Genomic DNA, 23533 nt, shown 5'->3' on the forward strand with positions numbered 1-23533 from the left:
TGAATCGCCACGGGTTTAACAGACACCCCAGAGTCATTTAAGATGACTTAAAGAGAGGTGCCCATGAGCGGTAAGCGTTATCCTGAAGAGTTTAAAATTGAAGCAGTCAAACAGGTTGTTGATCGTGGTCATTCTGTTTCCAGCGTTGCAACTCGTCTCGATATCACCACCCACAGCCTTTACGCCTGGATAAAGAAGTACGGTCCGGATTCTTCCACTAATAATGAACAGTCAGATGCTCAGGCCGAGATCCGCCGACTCCAGAAGGAGTTAAAGCGGGTTACTGACGAACGGGATATATTAAAAAAAGCCGCGGCGTACTTCGCAAAGCTGTCCGACTGAGGTACGCCTTTATCCGTGACAACAATCGTTGCTGGCCTGTCCGTCTGCTCTGCCAGGTGCTGGATGTGCATCCGAGTGGGTTTTACGCCTGGCTTAAGCAGCCACATTCACGACGGTTTCATGCTGACCTGAAGCTGACGGGACATATTAAGCAGTTCTGGCTGGAGTCGGGCTGTGTTTATGGCTATCGCAAGATCTATCTCGATCTGCGGGATTCCGGGCAACAATGCGGTGTAAACAAAGTCTGGCGGTTGATGCAACGTGTGGGGATAAAGGCTCAGGTCGGATACCGAAGTCCACGGGCGCGTAAAGGTGAAGCCAGTATTGTGACGCCCAACAAGCTCCAGCGGCAGTTCAACCCGGAAGCACCGGATGAACGTTGGGTTACGGACATAACCTACATCCGAACCCACGAAGGCTGGTTGTATCTGGCCGTGGTGGTTGACCTGTTCTCCCGAAAAGTTATCGGCTGGTCAATGCAACCCCGAATGACAAAAGAGATTGTCCTGAACGCATTACTTATGGCGGTGTGGAGGCGTAATCCTCAAAAGCAGGTACTGGTTCACTCTGATCAGGGCAGTCAGTACACGAGCCATGAGTGGCAGTCGTTCCTGAAATCACACGCTCTGGAAGGCAGCATGAGCCGTCGCGGAAACTGCCACGACAATGCGGTTGCGGAAAGCTTTTTCCAGCTACTGAAGCGCGAACGGATTAAGAAAAAGATCTACGGAACTAGAGACGAAGCCAGAAGCGATATTTTTGATTACATCGAAATGTTTTATAACAGTAAGCGTCGGCATGGTTCGAGCGAGCAGATGCCACCAGTTGAATATGAAAACCTATATTATCAACGACTCAGAAGTGTCTAGGTTATCCGTGGCGATTCAGATGGTGCCATGACTCTTGTTAAAATCAGTAATGGCTGGAAGGCCAACTAAGGATGCCCTCATGGAAAACAATACCATCAAATGCCCGTTTTGCTTCAAAGAGAGTCAGCGGGGTGTTCACGTCTGCACTGGGTGTCAAGCGTCAGTATTATATGGCACTTATCCCGGCTGGTATGCGTTTGTTGTTCTCTTACTGACTTTTGCTCTGTCCGCGCTGATCGGAATGTCTACAGGTATGGCGGGAGCTACTATCAGCCTACCGATAATTGCGGCTGTTGGGTTTGTCGCAGGTAAGGCAATTTTCTCTGATAATGTTGTGTTCAGGCGAAGAATGTAGTTTTCACTATAATAGACCACTCTTTGAGTGAAATTGAAGAGTGGTTCCTTATACCATAATAGATTATGAGCTTATTTGCCGCATGTATTGGTATTCGATGTACCAATCTTTACTTCCTGTTGTCATAAATTTCGTGCGGTTTAGCTCTTTCTCAAAACTATCATTATCTGTACTGTTTGCTAGTATCTCCATTAATTGAGGTACACTGAATGACCTACAGTTCATAAACGATATACCGTTATTATGAAAATATTCTTTTCTGAAAATTCTGGTATTATATTGGTTTCTTATTTCTATAAGATATCTGTTGATCTTACTGGCTGTATATTTATCTTCGGTATTTATTGTGGCGGATATCAAGCTATTTAAAATTTGTTGAATGAAAACATTATCTTGCAGAGCATAAAAATCGAATAAAGAAAGAGCTATACGCTCGACTCGTCTATTATTTAGTTTAATATAAGTTCCATCCTCGAACCTTATTACTTGATCTCGACGTAAGATATACTCATGACAACCAGTCTGTGCAAGAGCATGAAATAATGATTGAGATAAATCTATCATTGATGTTGTAATATTCCCTCCTCGTGATTCAGAAATAAGGTGCTTTCTTTTTAATTCTATAAAAATAATAGTGTTGTTTGTTTCAATGATGAAATCACACTCACGGGACTCACTAGATATTGACAGTTCTTTTGCATATAACTTTGGGATTTTATATTTTTTATTAGCTATAACTGTCAATCCATGCATTTTTAATAAGTCTTCGACAAAAGATTCTGTGATTGGACCCATGCTACTATTATTTATACCCTTGGAATTACATAAATCAACAAGGTGATTATGAAAACCATAGTTAAAAATGAGAGGGTTGATATAAGTATAGACACTTTCATTTTTTATTAATGGTTTTAAGTAATAATTTATTTTACTTGTGTCATCAGGTATAAGGTAGCCTTTATTTATCTCGCCAGAATTAAATGATAATTCGGAAAGAGCATCGTTTAATTCATGTTTATAGTATTTGGGGATTAATGATCTGAAAATTTCACCGGAGGTAAATGAATAAGGTTTATTATATGTAGCTTGAGATGCAATCCATTTGTATATATCAATATATATAGTTAGATTAATGTCATAGGCTGATAGCCTTTGGGGTGAAAATATTCCTGATAAAATTTTGGAAAAATGCTTGCAGGAAATTTGATTAATAGAAAAATGTTGGTCATATACGATGCTTTTTTGTATGGCTGGAAGTATAGTGTCGTATTTATGATTTATATCACTAAATTGACTTGGGGTTTGCAATCTTTGAATGCTAAAATAATGTTTTGCAAGTTCCACCGCGTCATTAAACATACCTTTTTTTAATTTATTTTCTTCTGGTTGATGAAAGTTAGAGAGGCAGGTATTTAATATGTATCCCCAAGGAATATTCGAGTTGTAATCTTCAGTTGATACAGGTGCTCTTTTAATAAAATATCTTTCAGATTTATTGTCATAAAATGATGAAAGACATGCTAAAGTGAATGTGGTCGCGTTATAACCTAATTTTTTAAATCTGTAGTTAATAGATTCAAGTAGACATTTTTCGTCATTTTCCGGCAATTTAATTTTGCCTGAAATTATTAACGTTTTAAATCCGTGATTCCTGAGATAACGTATGGAATTAGCTATGGTTTCATTTTGATTTTTATAGGGTGATAAATAATAGGAGTTACCTGAAATTGAAAAATATGCATCCAAGTAAAACCTTGCTAATTCCCATGATTCTAGTGAATTCGAATATGAACTTAATTGATTGATTGTATATCTTATAAGGCGAATAAAGAGTCGGGAGTTTTTGTGCGATCTTTTATTTGATGAGAAATAATTGAGTTCAATATGGTTTTGAATTAAAGTGAACTCTTGATTACTGATATCACTACCTTGCAATGATTCTCTTATTTTATTAATCAAATAATCATTGAGTTCGCATTTTGTTTTGTTGGAAGTGAATTCATATCCAACTTTTTTGGCGACGGGCTCATAATGTTCATTAGTTCCTTGGCATATTTTCCAGTTTTCGTCATTTTCTTCTAAAAATGATATTATAGTATTCATCTTGAAACCTTTTCCAGAAACAAATATTTTAATAGAAAATCAATAGGCATTCAAGTGCTTATTTAAATTTATATAATGAACTGTAATGTGTGTTTTACCTGTCAAAGGAAAATATTAAGAGCATATATCAATATTAAGAATATTTTTATTAATTGTTAGCCTTTCCTAAAACTCGACGGTTGATTTTTGGGATAGGTAGGCTTCTTTTTTTCTGGTTCTGACTGTATTGATAATGAAAGATCTATGCGCTCATCGATATGGGTATGTTTCTGCTTAAGACGGCTTGGGAAACGGGTGAGCTCATCCGATGTTGGGCTATAAGTGTCACTGTTAAATCTAGCTCGGTTTTCATGTTCAGCGCGTGATATATGGATACCAAGCACCTCATCAAATACATAGTTTTCAGCGATACGCTTATCGTGTGCAGCATCGGCAGAAACCGGAGCTGGTTTTCTTCTGGACCAGACAAATTTTTCTTTGAAAAAATCGACGATACAGGTCGTGAAACGCTTAAATATGCCACTCTGACGAGGCGTTACCTGCTTACGTTTTACAGGAGCGCGTTTGACCGCTCCAGCCGTTGAAGAAGAGAAGGTTTTCAGTTTAGTGCGAGGTGATTGTGGGATCACCAGTGTCGGTTTTGGTTCCCTGCTCACTTTACTGGTTTTATCAGCATTACGGTACGACTTCACGGCGGGTCTTCTGTGTGGAGCCGGAGTTGCCATATCTGGCGTTTCTACAGGGGGTTTCTGGATAAAACCATCATCCAGTACGATCTCTTCTGGTTCAGCAAGAACAGAGACAGTAAAGCTTGTGATATCAACCACAATTTCCAGAGGCAGATCTTTAAACAGCGAATACGTCTTTTCGGCTTCTTTCTTCCTGTCATCACGAACAGCCTGTTCTGCAGCACGCTGCTGTTGAGCGGTCTGAGTGTTCCAGCGACTACGAGGGATGTGCTTCATTGGATCACGGTTTGTTTCTTCAGCTTTGGCAAGCCAGATAGCTTTGTCTTCCATGTTAACAGCCACTGCCGCCAGTTCAAGTGCTTCTTGATACTGAACCCTGATGGAACGGTGGTCAACACGAACCTCATGCTCATATTTCTCAAGGAATTCGTTACAGATGTCCTGCCAGCCTTTGCGCCAGCTATCAAGGGTTTCAGGTTTATCCCACTCACGGACCTTTTTACCAAAACCGGTAGAAAGAACTTCACGAGTTGTTACCATGATATGGATATGAGGGTTATGGCTGTTAATGTCGTGGATAACGACATCGGCAATGATTCCCTTCTTGGTGAAGTGTTCAAGAACGAAAGCTGTAGTGAGTTCAATACTCTGTTCTGGAGTTAGCTCAGCGGGGAGGGCAATTTTAAACTCTTTGGCAAGACGGGCATCTTTTCTCTTCTCTGAAGCTTCAACAGCATTCCAGAGTGTTTCACTGTCAACAATCAGAGCCGGTGGGGTGTTTTCAGGTGCAAAAATTCGAGCAAAATAGAGGCCTTTTTTATGTGCTGTTTTGCGACCATGAATGTCACCAGTACGATTATCAGTGAAAACTTTGCGGAGGCGATAAGCAGCGGAGGCAACCGAAGACTTGCCTTCGCCTCTGCTGATGTTCTCCATTTTTAAACTGTATATCGCCATCCAAAGATACCTCTAATGCTGACTAGCTGGTTTTCGTTTTACGCAAGGAAAACGTTGGGTTTGACGTTGACCTTGATTTTGTTTCCGAAGGAAACGGTTTTAGCCCCGCAGGGACCGTCGGTAGACCCCACGGCATTACGAAGTAATGCGTAAGTGGGCATTGCTTTATTTTTATTTGCCATAAATGGCTCAAAAAATAACGACGATGTATAACGTTTCACTCTTATTAATTAATACCGCTAAACAGAAAGTCTGTAAAACGAATAAGTCAAAACTTACTAATAACGGCCTTAAAACTGGACGAAGGGCTGAGGTATAACGCTAATGTCTGCTGTTTGGGCTTTTAGATAGTGTCCGAAGGACAAAAGGAGTGTTAATACATCCCGCCGTAAGGCGGGGAAGTTGAATTTAGATAAAAACTAAAAACAACAGATGCTTTTACGTGTTGCACAATTCACAGGTTAAGTTCAGTAATCAGAGTATAAAAACAACAGGTAAAATTGTTTTCATTGAACTAAAAAAGTAAGTAACGGGGAGAGTATCAGATAATTAAAGTTAGTGGTTGTACTCGTCTGTGTTGCAAAATTCTATTTTTAGCTTACTGACATCTCATTTTTAAAACCAAAACACCATTTTTTCGGGATGAATCCCATCATTAACAGGGCAAACCTGTTCAACATTTATTGTTTTAAACAATCCGTTAGCGCTGCGTGATTTAATTAATAACTATAGGGGAAAGTATTTATGAGTGATAATGATAAAAACAGAAAACAAAGAGCAGAAAAAACAGTAAGGCAAAAAATAGCATCAGCACAGATACGCCTGAATCGCTTAAAGACCAAAAAAAAATTATTAACAAAAAATGCCAAGACACGCCTGAAGATCATCCGTGGGGCAGAAGTGGCTAAAGCAGTTGGCTGTAAAGTAGAAGAGGTGGGTAAGGAGTTAATATTAGGGCTGAAGATAAAGCAAGATTAAAATTACGAGGGAAAAGATTTCTTGAGGATATGGTTGGTAGACAGGAATAATGGATCAAGGAATTATATAACATTATGATAATTTTGATTATTTATATGCAGGGGCAGTTAGGTGTCCAGTCCTGCAGGGACGATTGCTTAGATAGTGTTCATTTTTGAGATCGAGTTCAAGAAATTTACTGTGCTCTATGGTGTAGTTTAGCTTAGGTGTCTTTTCAATAGAGTATTGTGGAGAAAGGTTTTTTGAAATTTGGCTTTTCCATGAAACCACAATCTTTATCATGAGGTGAGGTGGATGTTATGGATGAGGTCAATGTCGCTCAGTATCTTAGGATGTCTACAGACCATCAGCAGTATTCAATATTCAATCAATCTCAATTCATAAGTAAATTTGCGTCAGAACATAAGATGAATATCATTCATACATATGATGACTCTGGAAAAAGTGGGGTTACGGCAAACAGAAGACAGGCATTTCAACAGTTAATAGATGATGTGGTTGAAGGGAAAATAAATATTAAAGCAGTTTTAGTTTATGACATAAGCCGTTTTGGGCGATTTCAGAGTATAGATCAATTTGGATATTATACCCATCAACTTCAAATGCATGGTGTTGGCATCATATATTGTGCAAACCCCATCATTGAAGGTAATAGCGATTATGCTGATTTTCAATTATTCATAGATCGAAAAAAAGCTTCTTCATTAAGTCGGGATCTATCACAAAAAGTCTTTCTTGGGCAAGCAAATCTGACTGGTCGTGGATATCACCAAGGCGGGCCTGCTGGATATGGTTTACGAAGAATGTTGATAGATGAAAACCATAAACATAAAGGAATACTTAAATATAGAGAGTGGAAAGCATCCAGACTGATCGAATAATTTTAGTATTAGGACCGGAAGATGAAGTCATAACGGTTAGGTGGATATACGATAAATTTGTGAATAATTCTAAGCCAGAGAGGGTTATTGCCTCTGAGTTGAATAGAAGAGGGATTGCTGCAGAGCATGGCACTAAATGGACAAGAGGAAAGATCCACGAGATTTTAACTAACGAAAAGTATATTGGTCATAATGTCTATAACCGAACATCTTCTCGTTTAAAACAGCGTCTTATTCACAACCCACAACATGAATGGATAAGATGCGAAAATGCTTTTGAAACGATTATTTCTCCTGAGTTATTTTTACAAGCGCAGAATATCATTAGTAATAGAAGTATTCATCTTAGTAATGATGATTTACTTGGTAAACTCTCTGAGCTTTTTAAAACCAAAGGGAAACTATCTGGCATAATTATAGATGAAGATGATGATACACCATCCTCATCTGTTTATAGGAAACGTTTTGGCGGTCTATTACAGGCTTATAAATTAATTGACTATAAACCAAAGCATGATTATGACTATTTGCGAATTAATTCCTTACTAAGAGAAAAATATTATTGCTTAGTTGAAAAACTGATTTTTGATATTACAGAACAAGGTTGTTATGTTGATTATGATGAAGAGTCTAAATTATTTACTATTAATGATGAAGTTAAAATGTCTGTAGTTATCTCCCGTTGTTTCATGAATAACACGAGAAAGCGCTGGAGAATCCGGTTTGAGCGTAAGTTTAGTTATGATATTTGTATCGTTGTTAGACTTGATAGCCAAAATGTTAATACAAAAGATTACTATATATTTCCATCAATTGAGTTATTGGGTAATCAGTTTGTTTTTGATGGGGTAAATCCATATCAGTTAGAATTTTATCGATATGATGACTTGATACCTTTTTTACAAATCCTCAAACGTGATGTTTTCTAAAAGGAACCAACCGATGAATGAATATGAAGAAATAAAGCTTATTGATATCTCTGAGATCAGGATCGTTAATCCACGTTCAAGAAACAAATATATCCATGATGAACTTGTTGAAAGTATTAAAAACATAGGGTTAAAAAAGCCAATTACGATAAGGTTATCTGACTCTCCTTGCGAGACTTATGTGTACGATTTAATTTGTGGGCAAGGGCGGATTGAGGCTTATGAAATATTAGGTGAAAAACAAATCCCAGCAATAGTAAAGTCAGTGGATCATGAAGATGGTCATATCATGAGTCTTGCAGAAAATATTGCTCGAAGAAAACCACGTTCGACTGAGCTTCTCAACAGCATTATAGAATTAAAGAATAAAGGTTTTTCTGAGTTAGAGATTGCAAATAAGATTGGTCGTTCTAAAAATTGGGTATCTTCTATTGTATCATTAAAAGAAAATGGTGAGGATAAATTACTTTCTGCCGTTGAATCTGGCAGAATGCCGATATATCTTGCTGTAGAAATATCAAGAGCTAAAGGAATTGATATACAACATATTCTTTTAGAGGGCTTTAATTCTGGTGAGCTTAACTCAAAGCAGATAGGTGCAATTAAAAGGATCTTAGTTCAGAGGGAAACATCGGGTAAGGGAAGTGAAAATAATTCTTTTGTTCAGGGAGTAAAAAAGAAGCGGATTACTTCTGAAGAGTTAAAAGAACTTTATCAAGAAAATGTCAAAAGGCATAAAATTACTCATACAAGATCTGAGTTTACAATATCTAGCCTAATGGTTGTTAAGGAGATAATGATTAATTTATTGAGGGATAGAGAGTTTTCCGATCTTCTATCTGTAGAGAGCCTAAATTCTGTTCCTTCATTCATTTTGGATAATGTTGACCCCGAACGAGGACTAGAAAATGAATAAACCTAATTTCGGAAATAAGTGTTTTATTATTAATGTTTCTGATCTGCTATATGGGAAAGAGTTGCCTATTAATGTGAAGTCAAGCGTAAAATATCTTCAGATACTTTCAACGGTGAAAACTGTTGGTATCATAGAACCAATAGTTATTTATATTAATAAAGTGTCACAAAAGATCATACTTGATGGTCACTTAAGAGTTGAAGCATCAAAGGATATTGGGCTATCCACTGTGCCTTGTTTAATTTCAGAGGATGAAGAATCTTATAGTTATAACAAGTATGTAAATCGATTACCTGTAATTCAGGAGCATCGTATGATATTACAGGCTGTGGATGCTGGTGTTTCAGAGGAAAAAATTATTCAATCGCTGAATATATCAGTAGATACACTCAGGGCGAAGTTTAGATTACTTGATGGGATTAGCCCGGAAACTACCGCTTTATTAGCAAATCAACATGTTCCTCAAACAATATTCGCTATTTTACGTAAAATGAAATCAGAAAGACAGCTGGAAGCGGTATCAACGATGATGAGTATAAATAATTTCAGTCGTAAATTTGCTCTATCATTATTACATTACACTCCCGATGATATGTTAATAAATCCGAAAGATTCTAAACTCAAGCAACAAGACATAGCCAAAAATTTTGCCAGAATGGAACGCGAAATGGCTGCAATGGAAATGGAGACCAAGCAACTCGAAAATATATATGGTACAAATAATTTAAAATTGGCAGTGATTATTGGTCACATTAAAAAATTACTTTCTAATTATGCGGTATTGAATTGGTTAGTAGATAATAATCCAGATTATTTAGCTCAACTAAAGAAAATTTCTGCGATTGATTCGTTGCCAATGTGTGAAGATGAAGAGTTGCTTTGAGTATTATACGGTCCACTATGAACAATGCATTTTATGTTGTAGTGTTTTGCTCATAGTAGTGTTTTATTAATGGTATGTTATTTATAAATATGAAAGTTAAAGAAAATTAAATTTTATAATCGATATTTATTATTGCACTTAATATGTGTTCCTTGAGAACATTCACTTCAACGAAGTGTCTGATGCCCCATATATGGGGAGTAGTTTACAGCCCACTAGACTGCTTTAGTTGCTCCAAGTATGGGGAGATGTATTCTCTCCAATGGAGGGTTCCCTTCAAGGGAAAACGAACCATTCTGATTGGTGGACACCGAGGGTTATCGACGTCATACCCGGCGTTCGTGAAGGGGGGATATGTGGTTATGATTTACAGCAGAACGAAAACTAATGAAGAATTAACGACTATCTACTAGGAGCTAAAGTCCTACGTGGAAACAGAGAGATTACAACGCCATAGGAGTGTTTAAGAATGTAGGCCAGAGCAGGGCGATATCGTGCTGATTCGATACGACAGGATGACTGATTTCGGCCAGTTGCAGGGGCAATTGTTCATTACCCGAGATGGAGAGGTGATCGAGGTAGGTGTGAAGATGTTTTGCAAATCCTTCTCGGTTACCGGCAGTGATCCAAAATGTCAGTAGTTTTTCTCGAGTGTAACTTTTGAGATAATGAGTGTCTTCAGTTATGAAAACAGTCTGGTTTAGTTGTGAACGCGAAGAAACCAATAAGCTTTGAGCAATTTTTGACGATTAACAGCAATCTTGCCCACATATCCGACACGTGGTCTGATATGTGGGCGTTGATTTTTTACACAGGCCTTAGTGTTGGCAGGCTGATCGACCTTCGTTATACAGACATTGAAAGTGGGACCGCTTATCTACGAGAGAAAGGAAGGCTAAAAGCTAAGCAGATTGAGCTAAGTGCTCCTGTTTGCACGATACTGGAGCGTAGAAGAATGATGTATCCTCAAGATATTTTTGTATTTCAGAGCCATTCAAATCGTGTAAAAAATAAATATAGCCCCGTTACGATAATTGCGTTTAATGCAGCTTTAAGAAAGGTCAGCAAGTTAGCGACTGGTGAAGTGGTCAGTAGTAAAAATGCTCGCAAGGTTGTCTTTTGAACTTCTCACCCGACAACCGTATGCAAGAGCTATCGGGCGGGAAGTAACCGCAGGTGTTCATGCCAAGTGGTCAGCGTCAGTTTACACACCAGATAACGCACGAACCAGTCGTCAGGCGTCTTTAAGAGTAGTCTCGACAAATTCTTTAGCGATTTCTTTATCTGTCACCCACAACACGCTCAGGCCATCATTACTGGACGTCTTCACGATCACTTCAACGTCGTCATATTGTTTGCCGATTCTATGGGTCATTTCGTCTTTCAGGGCCTCCATTGACCCTTTTGGCATTTTCCCGGCTTTCTCTTTGGCAATGCTGATTTGGTAATCCCCTCGAAAAACCAGTGCATGCAAAAGTAGAATTGTCTCCTAACCTGAATACAGGGGGATTACAATGAAGCGGTCGCGTTTTACTGACAGCCAGATCATCGCCATTCTCAAACCCGCTGAGGCGGGTGTGCCAGTTCCTGAATTGTTCCGGGAACATGGCATCAGCAGTGTCAGTTTTTTCAGAAAGCGATGGCAAAAAAGTGGTGAGGCCATCAGACCGGAAGCGGATGGTGCAGTATGCAGTAGAACACCGAGGGAGTATTATCCGTCTGGCCTGTCAGCTCTTTGTCGTCAGCGGATATTGCTACCGCTACAGGCACTTACTGAGTCAGGAAAATCAACTGGTTGCTGACTGGCTGGTGCGCATCACGGACAGCTATCGAATGCTCTTTACGTCCGTCTGCTGAATATTATATTCAGCGCTTAACTGATTCTACTTATCTTCACGGTTAAAAATGGGTTGATACCGAGTATCAGTTTACGTTCATCGAAAATTTCAACAAGATGGATGTAATCTATACGAACATTGCTACGTTCCTGAATTATGCCCTTCCTTTTTGACAAATAACAAGAACTATAATAAATAACACTTCATATTAAATAATAAATGGGAGTGTTTAATGAATATATTTAACGGAAATGATTATGAAAGGGCCTGTGAAAGGTATGAACGCATCAAATATTGCGTTGAAAAATTTAACATAAAAATAGAAATTCTAAGAGAGAAGTTAGCATTGGATTTATTGGAAAATAAAAATATTGACAATTTCCATACTAATTACCAAACAATAGTCGATAACTTTGAAACTGAGTTTTATCACATTATTGAAACATATGAAGTAGAACAACGATACCTGCCATTCTTGTGTATGATTATTGAAGAACATGCCGATCATATATATGATTCAACCCGTTTTTTATCACAAGTATTAAGTGATAAGGGAGTTACCGATCCTCAAGACATTCTGACCTTTGGCTATGAAGTGTATGAGGCAATTGGTCTCCTGAATGTCGATATTGAAGATGTAAAAGAGCAGACAATTTATAAATACCATAAAATGGATTTTGCTTATCATGACTGGCGCTATAAGTATGGTGAAAGGGAGCTGATGAACGCATGTGTTGGTTTTGAGGTTCGTGTGGCAGGATTGTTTAAAGACTATGGATTTGATAAAAGTTGTATTCCTGTATTGATGGCAATCATTGTCAATGAAGCAGATGATATTTATGGGTTTTCAGATTATAGATTTATTGAGTCTTTGATTAAGTCTATTGAGAATAGGATAGGGTGATAACATGGAAAACAATGAGAATGTTTCTATATATAAAGAAGATGAAAATAAAAAATCGAAGATAAAAAAATCATTAAAACAGCAGATAGCAAGTGCACAACTTCGTCTTAATCGACTGCAGCATAAATCAAAGGTTGAAGCCAAGCAGATAGAAACACGTCAGAAGATCATTCTTGGGGCAGAAGTGGCAAAAGTACTTGATAGTTGTGTTTTCGATGTGGATAAAGAGTTAGTGATGGGATTACTGTTAGATATTCCTAAGTTGAGTGCAGAACAAGTTATTAACTATAAGAAAAAAGGGCGTTTGTTCTTGGCCGGTCTTAAAAGTAGACAATATTAATTTTAATTTGTATTTATTCAAAATAAACTTGACATTAAAATAGTATAATTATATATATTAAAAATCACTCACAAAGTGAGGCCATAACGCAGGTGAATAACTCCATATTCAATCTTGTAATCCTGTTTTTTTGGTTTTAATAAAGTCAGGAAGTTTGCTTCCAATAGAGGGGTTGGATATTGATTTCAGCCCTTTTTTTGCCATTATTTTTATCTCTGATAGATATTACAAATGATAGCTATATGATCTGTTTTTTGAACTTGATTTATATCATTTATGGATTAGTTTGTTTCTTATCAGCTAACTATAGGAGTTGTAAATGAAAGAGACGATTGTGAATAATAACAGAATAAATAAAAAAGGTTTTTCGCTCTTAGAACTCATATTAGTTCTCGGGGTTATAGCATCATTAGTGGTTGCTGCTTTTATCATTTATCCGAAAATTCGCTCTATGCAAAGAGTTGAAGCAGGAGTTAAAACTCTGTCACTTATAAAAAATGTTATCGATACTAACAGTTCTGTATCTAAGAATCTAACATGGCTTACGACAGAAAATATAATGAAAATGCAAGTAATACCTATTGACATGATTAAGGATAATAAAATTATAAACTCTTGGGGTGGGGAGATTAAAGTTAGTACAATGGGTGGTTCCAGTCAGTATTTTCTTATTGAATATACACAAGTCCCTATAGAGGATTGTATTGGTTTCTTATCATTAGTTGCTAAGTCAGGTGATAGTTTTTCTCAGGTTAGAGGTAATGGTCTTAATATAAACTTCACTGGCGATAGGGATTTGTCAATTATCACTACATTTTGTTCGTCAAAAATTAATGTCGCTTCAGGTAGCAAAACTATTTCTTTTTCATTTTCTGATTTTGGCAATTGGTAATCGCTGAAAGAATTATGATAGGTTAATATTAAGGTGTGTTTTTAATATCGTAATGTAATGGCAATGATGATTTCGTTATTTATAAATAAAATTTGACTCTTTATCATTTTGTATTGTATGTACTTCAATGTCATAAAAATAAGGAGAATAGTATCCCATGATAAGTCAAGTTATACAAAAGATAAAATCTTTCGGAAAACAAAAGAAAGAACTAAAAACATCAAATTCAAGAAACGACGCATTTACGCGATTGCAGTGGGTTACTAAAAGAGATCGTGCGAGGCTATAAAAATCATTATCATTTTTTATAAATAATAATTTTTTATCCAACCCCTTTTGTTTTTTACATTTAAAAGTCGCCCGTTTATCGGTAAGTTTCATACAAATATTTCTACAGGGATTGCTTTTAGGCCCATATTCATTATTTCTTTTATATCTTAACATTTGAATATAGGAGATATAAATGAATAAGACATTATTAATTAGAAAACAAAAAAGTAAGAAAGGTTTTTCTCTCTTAGAACTATTATTAGTTTTAGGGATTATTGCTGCGTTAGTTGTTGCTGCTTTTATCGTGTATCCAAAGGTTCAGGCTTCACAACGTGCACAGGCAGAAAGTAATAATATAGCGACAATACAGGCAGGTGTTAAAGCACTTTATACATCAGCATCCAGTTTTACCGGATTGACAAATACTGTAGCAGTTCAGGCGAAAATATTCCCGGATAATATGTTAAGTGGTTCCGGTTCTTCTGCGTCTCCTGTAAATGCTTTTAAAGGTAATGTTACGCTTGCTTCTGTTAGCACCGGACCTTCTGGTACCGCTGGCTCTGCTTTTACAATCACATATTCGAATGTGCCAGCAGCAGAATGCACGAAGATTATTACTGCGGCGGCTGGGAATTTCTATAGTGCTGGTGTAGGAACTGCAGGTAATGTTAAAGCAGCAGGTGAGGTATTAGACGTAGCTAAAACTGCGACACAGTGTCAAACTGGTGGTAACAGCAATACATTGATATTTACTTCTTTATAAAAGCAGTATCATAGCTATAGTGTTCCACCTTACAATATGGTTATGATTTACTTCTATAATCTTTCATATAATTAAAGATGGTTAACTCCATCTTTAGTTTTTCTGCTTGGTCTACAATAAAATAATAGGCCATCCTCTGGTAATCCGCCTGTCTATTATTAATATTGTTTTATGTTTTTGCTGTTTTGATATCTTGATTTATTTGGTTGTTTTGATAATTATAATATTAAAGAGCAATAACTTAAGGTGGAATAATGAATATGATTAATGTAAAAAGAGGATTCTCTCTATTGGAACTTATATTGGTATTAGGCGTTGGTAGTGCAATGGCCTTGTTGAAGTTTCAAGATATGAAGGAGTCGCAAGAGGACTTTACTGCAAAAACAGCCGGAGAACAGATTAGACAAATTGGGGAGGCTGTAAATGGATATATTAATTTACGCTATGATAAACTTTCTACGTTAACATCGAGTAGTAGTCAGAGTAATGATCCGGGGCCAAGAACGTGTAATGCGTCAGGGTGTGAAATAACCTACCAGACACTAATAAATGAAGGACTCCTGCCTGTTTCTTATAACGGTATTAATATTTACAAATCATCATATAAAATTTATCTAAAACGTAGTGGATCGACTCCTAACTATGTGATTAATGGTTTGATTGTGGCGACTACGGCATGGAAAGATGGAGGGAAAACACGCTACGATCTCCTTGGGAAAGCAATGCAGACTGCTGGGGTTGATAGTGGTATGACACAAAGTAAAACAGTTATTTCCGGGATGCAGGGGCAATGGCAAGAGTCTTCTTCTAATTTCAGCAATATTTCTGATAGTGGTTTACTTGGATTTAGAACTGGTTTTAATAGTGCATTGTATTCCATATATTTACGCCGTGATGGAACTCTCCCCATGACTGGTGATTTAAATATGGGAGGTAACAATATTAACAACGCAAAAAATATTACCGCATCCGGTACCGGTAGTTTTGGCGGCAATATCACATCAGGTGGCACGGTCACAGCCGCAGGGCAGGTGGTTGCTCATAATGGATATGGAGACACTATTTCGCTTGGGGGGGATGCCGCTGGTAATGATTATGAAATAAGATTAAGTAATGGAGCTAGGCCATTGAGCGTTTTTTCTCCAAATGCTGCAGACTATACCACTGTATTAAATGTTTATAAAAATGCAAAGATACAGCAACGCCTTGCGACTAATGGCCTTGATCCTAATGATTTGCCTTCAGGCTGGAGTGGTGGTCTAAGAACCAATGATGTCTATGCTGCCGGAACAGTTGGTGCAGGTTCAGGAGGTGCTGTTAATGCTTATTTAAATAGTAGTGGTAATATTTATGCATCAAATGATATTAACGTAGGACATCAGGTCAACACTCAATATGTCTGGGCCTCAGGCAACCTGAACTCTAACTACATTCATTCAAATGGGAATATTGATGCTGATGGTAGGCTTAATGCAGGAGAGTTTTTATACATAAATGGAAAAGCAAATGTAGGGTCGGGTTGCTCTCCAAATGGTTTACAGGCAACTGCATCAAATGGATTACTATTATCATGTGTTAGTGGTAAATGGGTTAAAGCCTCTGGAACTTCAGGGTTTTTTACAATGAACAGAGGCGTTTGCTTGGTTAATAACCCGGAAACAAACACCTGCTCATGTCAGTCAGGCACTATAGCGAAAGAATTGTTTTATACAACAGCAACTGAACAGTTAGGTGGTGGTAGTCATGGTGGCGGCACAACAGTGGTAAAAGATAGAGTATTATATCAATGTAGATAAGTATGATTGTCTTATTATACTTATTTTTATCTTAATTTATGCAAGATAAATTTGATTTCCATCGGGATGTAATTATATATTTAATACATCCCGATTTTCTAACATCTTTTTATGTTTTACATTTCAGGAGAACTTAAACCCAAAAATAACAGGAGTGATTTATGAATAAGAGAATATTAGTATTGTCAGCTTTATTTTGTTTTTCAACTATGTCCCATGCTAGTGAACCAAAGTATGCTTTTCCGCAATCAGATAAACAGGTAGTCTCAAAAATTAAAATTCAAAATGCACCGTTAAATCATGATAAATATGGTCATGGTGAGGTTCTTGCCAATGGGGCGTGGGTTAAAGGAAATTCTGGTAGTCAAAACAAAAAATGATAGGCTCACTTATTTTAAATAACTAATCCGATGGATATATTGGTGAGTCGAAATCGTTAGATAAAGTTGAAATAGAGGCTTGACTTAAGAATAAAGAGTGCTATATCTATTTGTAGCTAACATGTTTTTAATTTGGCTGCCAGATGTTTTAATTTTTCGCTCACATTGATGTTAGGTTGTTATATACCTTGTCCTGATATTCTAAAATATAACTATCCTTTTGTATGGTATTACAAGGCGTCAGGAACTTGGTTTTATCCTCCTGACAGTCTGTTGTGGAGGATTAAATTTATGCAGGGTGAGAAACTATGGTGATATTTTATTTTAATGGATAAATATATTTGGTAATCAATGTTTAATATTGTATCCAATAAATTTTACTTTCGAATGCACACTTCAGCGAAGTGTCTGATTTCCGCATGTATGGAAAATAGTTTACACCTCAATGGGCTGATTGAGTTGCCCCAAGTGTAGGGATCTGTATTCTCTCCAATGGAGAGTTCCCTTTAAGGTAAAACAAAAGGGCCGTAAGGCCCTTTCGTTTTAATATTCATTTCATTTAAGTAATGATTCAAGCTGTTCAGCAATTTCATCAATGGTATTATGGATTATCTGTTTTCTAAGAATAAGAGAACGATGAGGTAATTGAATGGTTTCCTTATTGGCAATTGCCTCTGCTTCATCACATGTTTGATGAACATTGGTATGTTAATCTGGAAGCTTATTGTCTGAATGTTCTACTATCTTCTTATTTAATATCAAGCCACCACGGGAATTGAGGTGATTAGGTTTATCTAACTTTTTGGGAAAGGGTTCGTGTATTGGACTAAAAGCAATGATAACGATTTTCTTTTTATTGAAACGATTATACCATTTATAATGAACAGCAGCGGCAGATGTTAAACCTTGTAAATTCATCTCACGGATTTTCTTATTCATATTTGCTGATGAGGAGGAATTATATGGGCCAACATGATAATGCCACAATTCAGATTCCCGATAACCTATGAGATGTAACATTTCTTCACCATAAGTATTAGTCCATGATGGTTTATTTTTACCGCTGAGTATATCTCCATCCTGCACTGCAGTAATAAAATCAAACAGTAAATCAGCTTCGTCAATTAAAGCAGGAGGCGATGTCTGAAGTTTGGGATAATCGCTGAATGAATCACTACGATATGAACCAGTGAAAAAATCAATATGATAACAAACGTTGGCAGGCATTGTTCGGAAACATCCTTGTATTCTAATAATGCGATATCGCTATCGGTTCTACAACATCCTGTTCGTTTAGTTTTTTCACCATTTTCGCATGTTGTGCTTTCATGGCACGTTTACGTTCTTCTTTCGAGCCAGTGGTAGGCACATCTATGCACAAAGATGTAGTGATTCGACGTGCTCTTTTCAGGAGCAGTTGTTGCTCAATTTGTTTGCTATGCATAGCAATACCCCCTTAATTTACATGTATGAAAAATAACCTAAATTTATCTTGCTGTCAAATTATCAACAACTTCCTTTCAGAGTTTCCATACACAGTCTTCCCAATTGCTTCTTTTCATCTATAGCTCTGATCCAACCAAAGCTCCAATGAGTTATATCATTTCGATTATGATCGAAAACCTCTTGTTTTCTATCATAGTTCCTTTTGCCATGTGACTTGTTCATTTTTCGCACATCCCAAAAATCAGACGCTTGCAAAGCAATACTCTGTCCACGCATCCATCAACGCCACACGCTTAGGCCATAACGTCCCACGTTGGTATGCTGCTTCGGCCTTATCTGCCAGCTGATGAGCCAGCGCATGTTCAATGACCTCACGTTGATAGTCCGTTGTTTCACCAGCCCACTCACGGAAAGTAGAGCGGAAACCATGCTGAGTTAAGCCACTATGGCCCATTCGTTTCAATACAGCCAATAGCGACATATCGGATAGTTGTCCACCACGCGGGGCAGGGAAGACATAGTTATTGTCTTTGAAGCGTGGTAAATCCTTTAACAGGGCAATGGCAGAATCAGACAGTGGAACCCTATGTTCTTTGCTGGCCTTCATTCTGCTGGCTGGGATAGTCCATGTTTTACTTTTCAGATCTATCTCTGACCACTCAGCGCCACGGACTTCACCAGAACGTGCAACCGCTAGTATCGAGAATTCAAGTGCGCGAGCGGAAGTTCCAGCCCGTTTCTGTAGATCAGATATGAACGAACCGATCTTGCTGTAGGGTAAAGCTGCATGATGTTTTTGGGTCTGAACCTTGCTTGGCATTGGCAAAAGGGGCTTGAGCATCCCTTTCCATGCAGCAGGATTATCACCTTCAAAATATTCTTTCGCTTTTGCGTAATCGATGATCGCTTCAATACGACCGCGAAGACGACTGGCTGTTTCGTTTTTCGTTAACCAAATAGGCTCAAGTATCGCCAACACATCAGTTTTCGTGATTTCACTAACCTGCTTTTGACCAATGACGGGATAAGCATAGGTTTCCAGAGTGGACCGCCACTGAGCAATATGCTTCTGGTTCTTTAACTCTTTGGCCTTAATTGAGATGACGTCTTCGGCGCAACTGGCAAAGGATTTGTTCTTATGCGCCAGTTGTTCCTGCTGTGCTTTATGGGCGTGCTTCTCTGCAAGGGGGTCAATCCCATTACGGATTTGTTTACGTAGCTCACGAGCTTTGTCACGGGCTTCTGCCAATGAAACTTCAGGGTAGGGGCCAAGACCCATATACAAACGTCTGGGAACGGTTCTTCCGAGAGCGTTAACTCTTACCCCCATAGCAACACAAAGCACCCATGCACGAGACTGACCTCTGTTCCGAAGATACAGGCCGTCAACGCCACCGACGGCAAAAGAGCCTTCTTTTTTTAACTTAGAAACTGCGAGTCCGGTGAGTTCTTTGGCTTTCTTCGGCATCCTGTAATCCTGTCATACAAACCGCCATGCATAAGGTACTGCATAAAATGACAGATTTTTTTAATGCTAGCAATACACTACCGAACAAACAATAATGACAATATATTGTTTTTATTATAAAAAATATTATTATCGCGGATGTTATTGAACACTATTATGGCGGACTACGCTTCCGCCAAATTCTTGATAAAATCAATAACTTGAATCGCGGTTTTGATTTTATGGTGCATAAAGTGGTACAAAAAAAGCCCGTTTATACGGGCTTTTTTACATCTAAAGTCCGTCCTTTGCTCAATAAATATCCTTTCAGTAGCAATGCCCCCTTTTCAGGTAAGAGGCATTGCTGTAAGTCGATACCTATGGTAAAGATACTTTGTTATTAGTGCCCATCAATATGCTACTTTGTGATGGTGAAAATTCCCCTTTATTTTCATCTCTTCCTTGTAATAATATTTTTGCATCATCATTATTATAGTCACGAACGGCTTTAGCTGATAACTCACCGATAATAGTGTCAGATGAGCGTAGCCGGTTAATAATAAGAACACAGTTTGTGTCATTAAAGTCGGACATCATGTTTTGATCTCCTTCGCTATCGCCAGCAACTAATATTGGTCCTGTATTTTTGTAATGCTGTTGTATAAATTTCTTTATAGTTTCGGTCTTACCTTTACCTTGCGTCTGGGGATAGTATGGATCGAGGCTGTGAGTCAATCTACCTTCTTTATCATATAAGGGATGCATTGCATAGACATGAGACTCAGGAACAGAAAAACCATATTTTCCTGTAGTAACGATGCTTTTTATCACATCTAAAGCTGAAGCGGAAATGACATAAACATCAACACCTGCCTGCTGTAGGTTTTTATATAATGTCTGCATTTCTGGGATCAGCCTGAATCCGTTTTTCCATGTTACTGATACGATACCAGCTCGGCCTGCCATATCTGCTGGGCTTACCCATGTCACCTTTCCGATAGGCTGGTTATTTTGCCACTCAATAGTATCGTGCACTAAATCAGCTACTTCTTTTTTGGACATGCCAGAAAAAAGATACGTCACCCATGGATAAGATACCTCATGGTCGAATGACCCACCTATTGCATCATATAAATATCTCATTTTCACTATAAAATTCATATAATTGGAATTTTTTTTAATTTCATCAAGCGTTTTATTACCCGCAAATCCGATGTAATTATTGTATAGCCATGTGTAGCTATCAATAATGTCTTGACCAATGAGGTTTATATTAACCGGTTGATGATTTTTATTATTATAATCCGAGTTAAAGTTTGAAGGCGGTATATCTTTGTAAATTATCTCTTTCAATATCTCAGGTTTCATCGAAAATTTAAGGTTTTCTAGTTGATAGATAAGCGTTGCCTCTTCGATATCCAGAAAAACTGTTGTGTTGTCAAAATCAAAAACAGCATATAAAGAATGCGCAGGCTTCTGCTTTGCTTCTTGAATGAGTCTGTCAATTTTTCTTGAGTTGAACTCGTCCCAATTGCCGATAACTATTTGCTTTTGTTGGGGAATCGCAGTTTCTAAATTTTGTGACACTTGATTTGTGTTACTGGCACTGGCCGTTGTTCCATATACTCCAAAAAATACGGATAGTAGTGCATATATTATTGTCATTTTCATGATTAATTCCTTTTTTAGGGTGCATTACCATCTGTAGCAAAAAGTAAAAGCCAGCTATATCAAAAATTGGCACCCTGATCATGAATGTGATGGTTATCATATTTTATGAATATATGAAAATGGTGAGGGAGTAAGCCAGAATTATCTACAGAGAAATGTTTAGTATGCCAAGGTAGCAGGCCCAAAACAGTTAGAACTATCTCCACGTGTTATTTTAATGTCACTTATCTATCTACGGCTAGTCCTGATGGTTCTTTTGCTTTCTTCGGCATCGTACAAGCCTGTCATACAAACCCCGAGCTATTTAATCGCTCGGGGTTTTTTCTTTTGCGCCGCTATTCAGTATGCCATTCGGTTGAGTAACCCGCTCTGGCCGTTTGAAGCTGACAGGTGCGGTTCCCTTCGCAAAGTCCCCCTCATGCGCAGTTGAGGGGGACGGGCTCAGAAGATATTGATGCTGTAGCCGACGATAAACTTCACGTCGTTACGATCGGTTTTATAGTTGCTGTCTGTCGCCCGGAAGAGCGCCGGGAGCAGGGTAAAGGAGAGGCCTTTCGCCATGCCGTCCGCCACCTGATAGCGAGCGGAAAGATCGAACGACACCATGTTCCCGTCGTACTTTCTCGCCGAACCGGTTTTACTGACATCGCTAACCACGTGCCAGCCGTAGGTTCCGGCACTGCCCAGGGTTAACTCCGGTAGATTAAGATCGGCGAAGTTATAACTCACGCCAAAACGAACCGCGCGGGCGCCGGAAACGTTAAAGTCTTCCAGCTGCGACAGCGTCGGCTGATAATCACGCTTATCGGAGTTCGCCCACGGGGTTAAGCGGAAGTTGTAATCTCCGGTGTTCGGGGCGTAGTTCTGACTATAGCCAAGGGACCACACGGTGTTGTCGTGGCTCAGGTTAAAACCAACCCCCACATAATATTCCGTTGCAGGATCTTTAATTTTCGACAGTTCTTCAATGTAGCGCGCACCCTGGTAGAAGAGCTTACTCTGCAGGGAGACATCCTTTGTCAACGTATCGTGACGCTCTACCTGTGCCTGCCAGTTGCGACGGTAGCCTTTACCTTCGCCATAGCCCACGTCAAGCACGGTATTGCCAAAGTTATAGACTGCGCCCACCGTGTGAATGTAATCGATGATTGCACCGGCTTTAATGGTTTTGCCGTTGTCATCGAGTCCGGCGGCGTTGTTCTGGTGCCAGGCCGTGGTCATCGGTTTAAAATCACGGCTCCAGTCGTTCTTGAAGCGGTCGGCCCAGGCGTAGGTCAGCCTCAGTTTGTCGAGGGTCAGGGCACTGTCAAACCCGCGAAAAGCGTGAGGGTTGAGGCCCCAGCTGCTTTTTACGGTACCGGAGTTAATGGGGGTATAGCCCGCGGCCAGCTTGAAGTTGGTGCCTGCATCGCCAAGGTTGAGCTTGAGTGCGGCAACCGACACGCTCATGTAGGACTTCTCGCACGGGCTGAACTTGCCCGGCTCGCCGCAATCGTAGTCGTAGTAAAGGATCTCCGACTGACCGACGGTATGCCCGAGCTTAATGTTGGCGTTGCCCCAGAAATCAAAGCCAATAACGTCCTGGTAATAGCCTGAAATATAGCTAATTGCCACGTTACCGGTCTGGTTCTGGATCCCGGCTGGACCCAGTCCATATTTACCGGTCGCGGGGTCTTTTACAGCACGATGACGAATATATAGTGAGGTATTGAGATTTAATTTTCCTTCATCATAAAACGCTTTCTCAAACTGAGAAGGCGCTTCATAATCCGTTTCTTCTTCCGCAAAGGCATCTGCGGCAATAAAAAGAAACAGCGGTGTGCACAGAGAAACTCTGAGTCTATGACTTGTCATTATTATATACCTTATAAAACCATGTATTAT

20 protein-coding genes and 3 pseudogenes are annotated in these 23533 nt (G+C 38.7%); 15 read left to right on the forward strand and 8 right to left on the reverse strand.

Annotation, left to right across the window (positions count from 1 at the left end; translation table 11 throughout):
* Window positions 1–63 precede the first annotated feature (63 nt).
* A protein-coding gene (locus F8562_RS25830; protein ID WP_094909581.1) for an IS3 family transposase occupies window positions 64–1211 on the forward strand; the annotation gives its coding sequence in 2 pieces (ribosomal slippage) (window positions 64–301 and window positions 301–1211; 1149 coding nt in all).
* A 79-nt stretch (window positions 1212–1290) separates the two neighbouring features.
* Window positions 1291–1566, forward strand: coding sequence for a hypothetical protein (locus F8562_RS25835; protein WP_094909494.1), 276 nt, complete (start codon window positions 1291–1293; stop codon window positions 1564–1566).
* A 63-nt stretch (window positions 1567–1629) separates the two neighbouring features.
* Here F8562_RS25835 and F8562_RS25840 read toward each other — a convergent pair whose 3' ends face one another.
* Both F8562_RS25840 and mobQ read right to left on the reverse strand, forming a co-directional pair.
* A complete protein-coding gene (locus F8562_RS25840) occupies window positions 1630–3669 on the reverse strand; it encodes a hypothetical protein (protein WP_142298653.1) in 2040 nt (679 codons plus the stop codon).
* Window positions 3670–3824: 155 nt separating this feature from the next.
* Window positions 3825–5315, reverse strand: a complete 1491-nt coding sequence (gene mobQ, locus F8562_RS25845; RefSeq protein ID WP_094909496.1) for a MobQ family relaxase — start codon at window positions 5313–5315, stop codon at window positions 3825–3827.
* Between the two features lie 744 nt (window positions 5316–6059).
* Here mobQ and F8562_RS25850 point away from each other — a divergent pair.
* The 6 genes and pseudogenes from F8562_RS25850 to F8562_RS25870 all read left to right on the forward strand — a co-directional run bounded on the left by F8562_RS25850 (window position 6060) and on the right by F8562_RS25870 (window position 11025).
* A pseudogene (locus F8562_RS25850) lies at window positions 6060–6343 on the forward strand (conjugal transfer TraD family protein).
* Window positions 6344–6592: 249 nt separating this feature from the next.
* Window positions 6593–7174 (forward strand): recombinase family protein, encoded by a 582-nt coding sequence (locus tag F8562_RS29720; protein ID WP_319644009.1) that lies wholly within the window; start codon window positions 6593–6595, stop codon window positions 7172–7174.
* A 59-nt stretch (window positions 7175–7233) separates the two neighbouring features.
* Complete coding sequence (locus F8562_RS29725) at window positions 7234–8103, forward strand: recombinase family protein (protein ID WP_306440353.1); 870 nt, start codon at window positions 7234–7236, stop codon at window positions 8101–8103.
* A 13-nt stretch (window positions 8104–8116) separates the two neighbouring features.
* Entirely contained in the window at window positions 8117–9019 is a 903-nt protein-coding gene (locus F8562_RS25860) for a ParB/RepB/Spo0J family partition protein (RefSeq protein WP_179294855.1), read from the forward strand.
* A complete protein-coding gene (locus F8562_RS25865; protein ID WP_094909498.1) occupies window positions 9012–9902 on the forward strand; it encodes a plasmid partitioning protein RepB C-terminal domain-containing protein in 891 nt (296 codons plus the stop codon). The genes F8562_RS25860 and F8562_RS25865 overlap by 8 nt, the downstream gene beginning before the upstream one ends.
* Window positions 9903–10608: 706 nt before the next feature.
* Window positions 10609–11025 carry a hypothetical protein gene (locus tag F8562_RS25870; RefSeq protein ID WP_094909499.1) on the forward strand — a complete coding sequence of 139 codons (417 nt, stop codon included), beginning with the start codon at window positions 10609–10611 and terminating at the stop codon, window positions 11023–11025.
* Between the two features lie 29 nt (window positions 11026–11054).
* On the opposite strand, the pseudogene F8562_RS25875 reads toward F8562_RS25870, so the two are convergent.
* Window positions 11055–11313, reverse strand: a pseudogene (locus tag F8562_RS25875) (DinI-like family protein).
* Between the two features lie 103 nt (window positions 11314–11416).
* Here F8562_RS25875 and F8562_RS25880 point away from each other — a divergent pair.
* From F8562_RS25880 to F8562_RS25910, 7 genes and pseudogenes are all read left to right on the forward strand, one after another.
* Window positions 11417–11756: pseudogene (locus F8562_RS25880) on the forward strand (transposase); the annotation flags it as partial.
* 216 nt (window positions 11757–11972) lie between these two features.
* The gene (locus tag F8562_RS25885) at window positions 11973–12644 is read left to right on the forward strand and encodes a hypothetical protein (RefSeq protein ID WP_094909500.1); all 672 of its coding nucleotides are present in this window, start codon (window positions 11973–11975) and stop codon (window positions 12642–12644) included.
* 4 nt (window positions 12645–12648) lie between these two features.
* Window positions 12649–12984 carry a conjugal transfer protein TraD gene (locus F8562_RS25890; protein WP_094909501.1) on the forward strand — a complete coding sequence of 112 codons (336 nt, stop codon included), beginning with the start codon at window positions 12649–12651 and terminating at the stop codon, window positions 12982–12984.
* Between the two features lie 319 nt (window positions 12985–13303).
* Window positions 13304–13876 (forward strand): type 4 pilus major pilin, encoded by a 573-nt coding sequence (locus F8562_RS29395; protein ID WP_179294856.1) that lies wholly within the window; start codon window positions 13304–13306, stop codon window positions 13874–13876.
* Window positions 13877–14339: 463 nt separating this feature from the next.
* Window positions 14340–14909, forward strand: coding sequence for a type 4 pilus major pilin (locus tag F8562_RS25900; protein ID WP_094909502.1), 570 nt, complete (start codon window positions 14340–14342; stop codon window positions 14907–14909).
* Window positions 14910–15163: 254 nt separating this feature from the next.
* The gene (locus F8562_RS25905; RefSeq protein ID WP_094909503.1) at window positions 15164–16705 is read left to right on the forward strand and encodes a prepilin-type N-terminal cleavage/methylation domain-containing protein; all 1542 of its coding nucleotides are present in this window, start codon (window positions 15164–15166) and stop codon (window positions 16703–16705) included.
* 161 nt (window positions 16706–16866) lie between these two features.
* Window positions 16867–17085: a hypothetical protein gene (locus F8562_RS25910; RefSeq protein WP_094909504.1), complete on the forward strand. Its 219-nt coding sequence runs from the start codon at window positions 16867–16869 to the stop codon at window positions 17083–17085.
* A gap of 708 nt (window positions 17086–17793) precedes the next feature.
* Here the strand turns inward: F8562_RS25910 and F8562_RS25915 are convergent.
* The 5 genes from F8562_RS25915 to F8562_RS25935 all read right to left on the reverse strand — a co-directional run bounded on the left by F8562_RS25915 (window position 17794) and on the right by F8562_RS25935 (window position 23503).
* The gene (locus F8562_RS25915) at window positions 17794–18312 is read right to left on the reverse strand and encodes a hypothetical protein (RefSeq protein WP_094909505.1); all 519 of its coding nucleotides are present in this window, start codon (window positions 18310–18312) and stop codon (window positions 17794–17796) included.
* Between the two features lie 22 nt (window positions 18313–18334).
* A complete protein-coding gene (locus F8562_RS25920) occupies window positions 18335–18529 on the reverse strand; it encodes a hypothetical protein (protein WP_142298655.1) in 195 nt (64 codons plus the stop codon).
* A 243-nt stretch (window positions 18530–18772) separates the two neighbouring features.
* Window positions 18773–19999 carry a tyrosine-type recombinase/integrase gene (locus F8562_RS25925; RefSeq protein WP_094909506.1) on the reverse strand — a complete coding sequence of 409 codons (1227 nt, stop codon included), beginning with the start codon at window positions 19997–19999 and terminating at the stop codon, window positions 18773–18775.
* A 357-nt stretch (window positions 20000–20356) separates the two neighbouring features.
* Window positions 20357–21649, reverse strand: coding sequence for a haloacid dehalogenase-like hydrolase (locus tag F8562_RS25930; protein ID WP_089046446.1), 1293 nt, complete (start codon window positions 21647–21649; stop codon window positions 20357–20359).
* Window positions 21650–22090: 441 nt separating this feature from the next.
* Complete coding sequence (locus tag F8562_RS25935; RefSeq protein ID WP_014837991.1) at window positions 22091–23503, reverse strand: OprD family outer membrane porin; 1413 nt, start codon at window positions 23501–23503, stop codon at window positions 22091–22093.
* Window positions 23504–23533 lie beyond the last annotated feature (30 nt).

The sequence above is a fragment of the Klebsiella sp. RCJ4 genome, from assembly GCF_009025755.1.
GTDB classification, from domain to species: Bacteria; Pseudomonadota; Gammaproteobacteria; order Enterobacterales; family Enterobacteriaceae; genus Klebsiella; species Klebsiella michiganensis.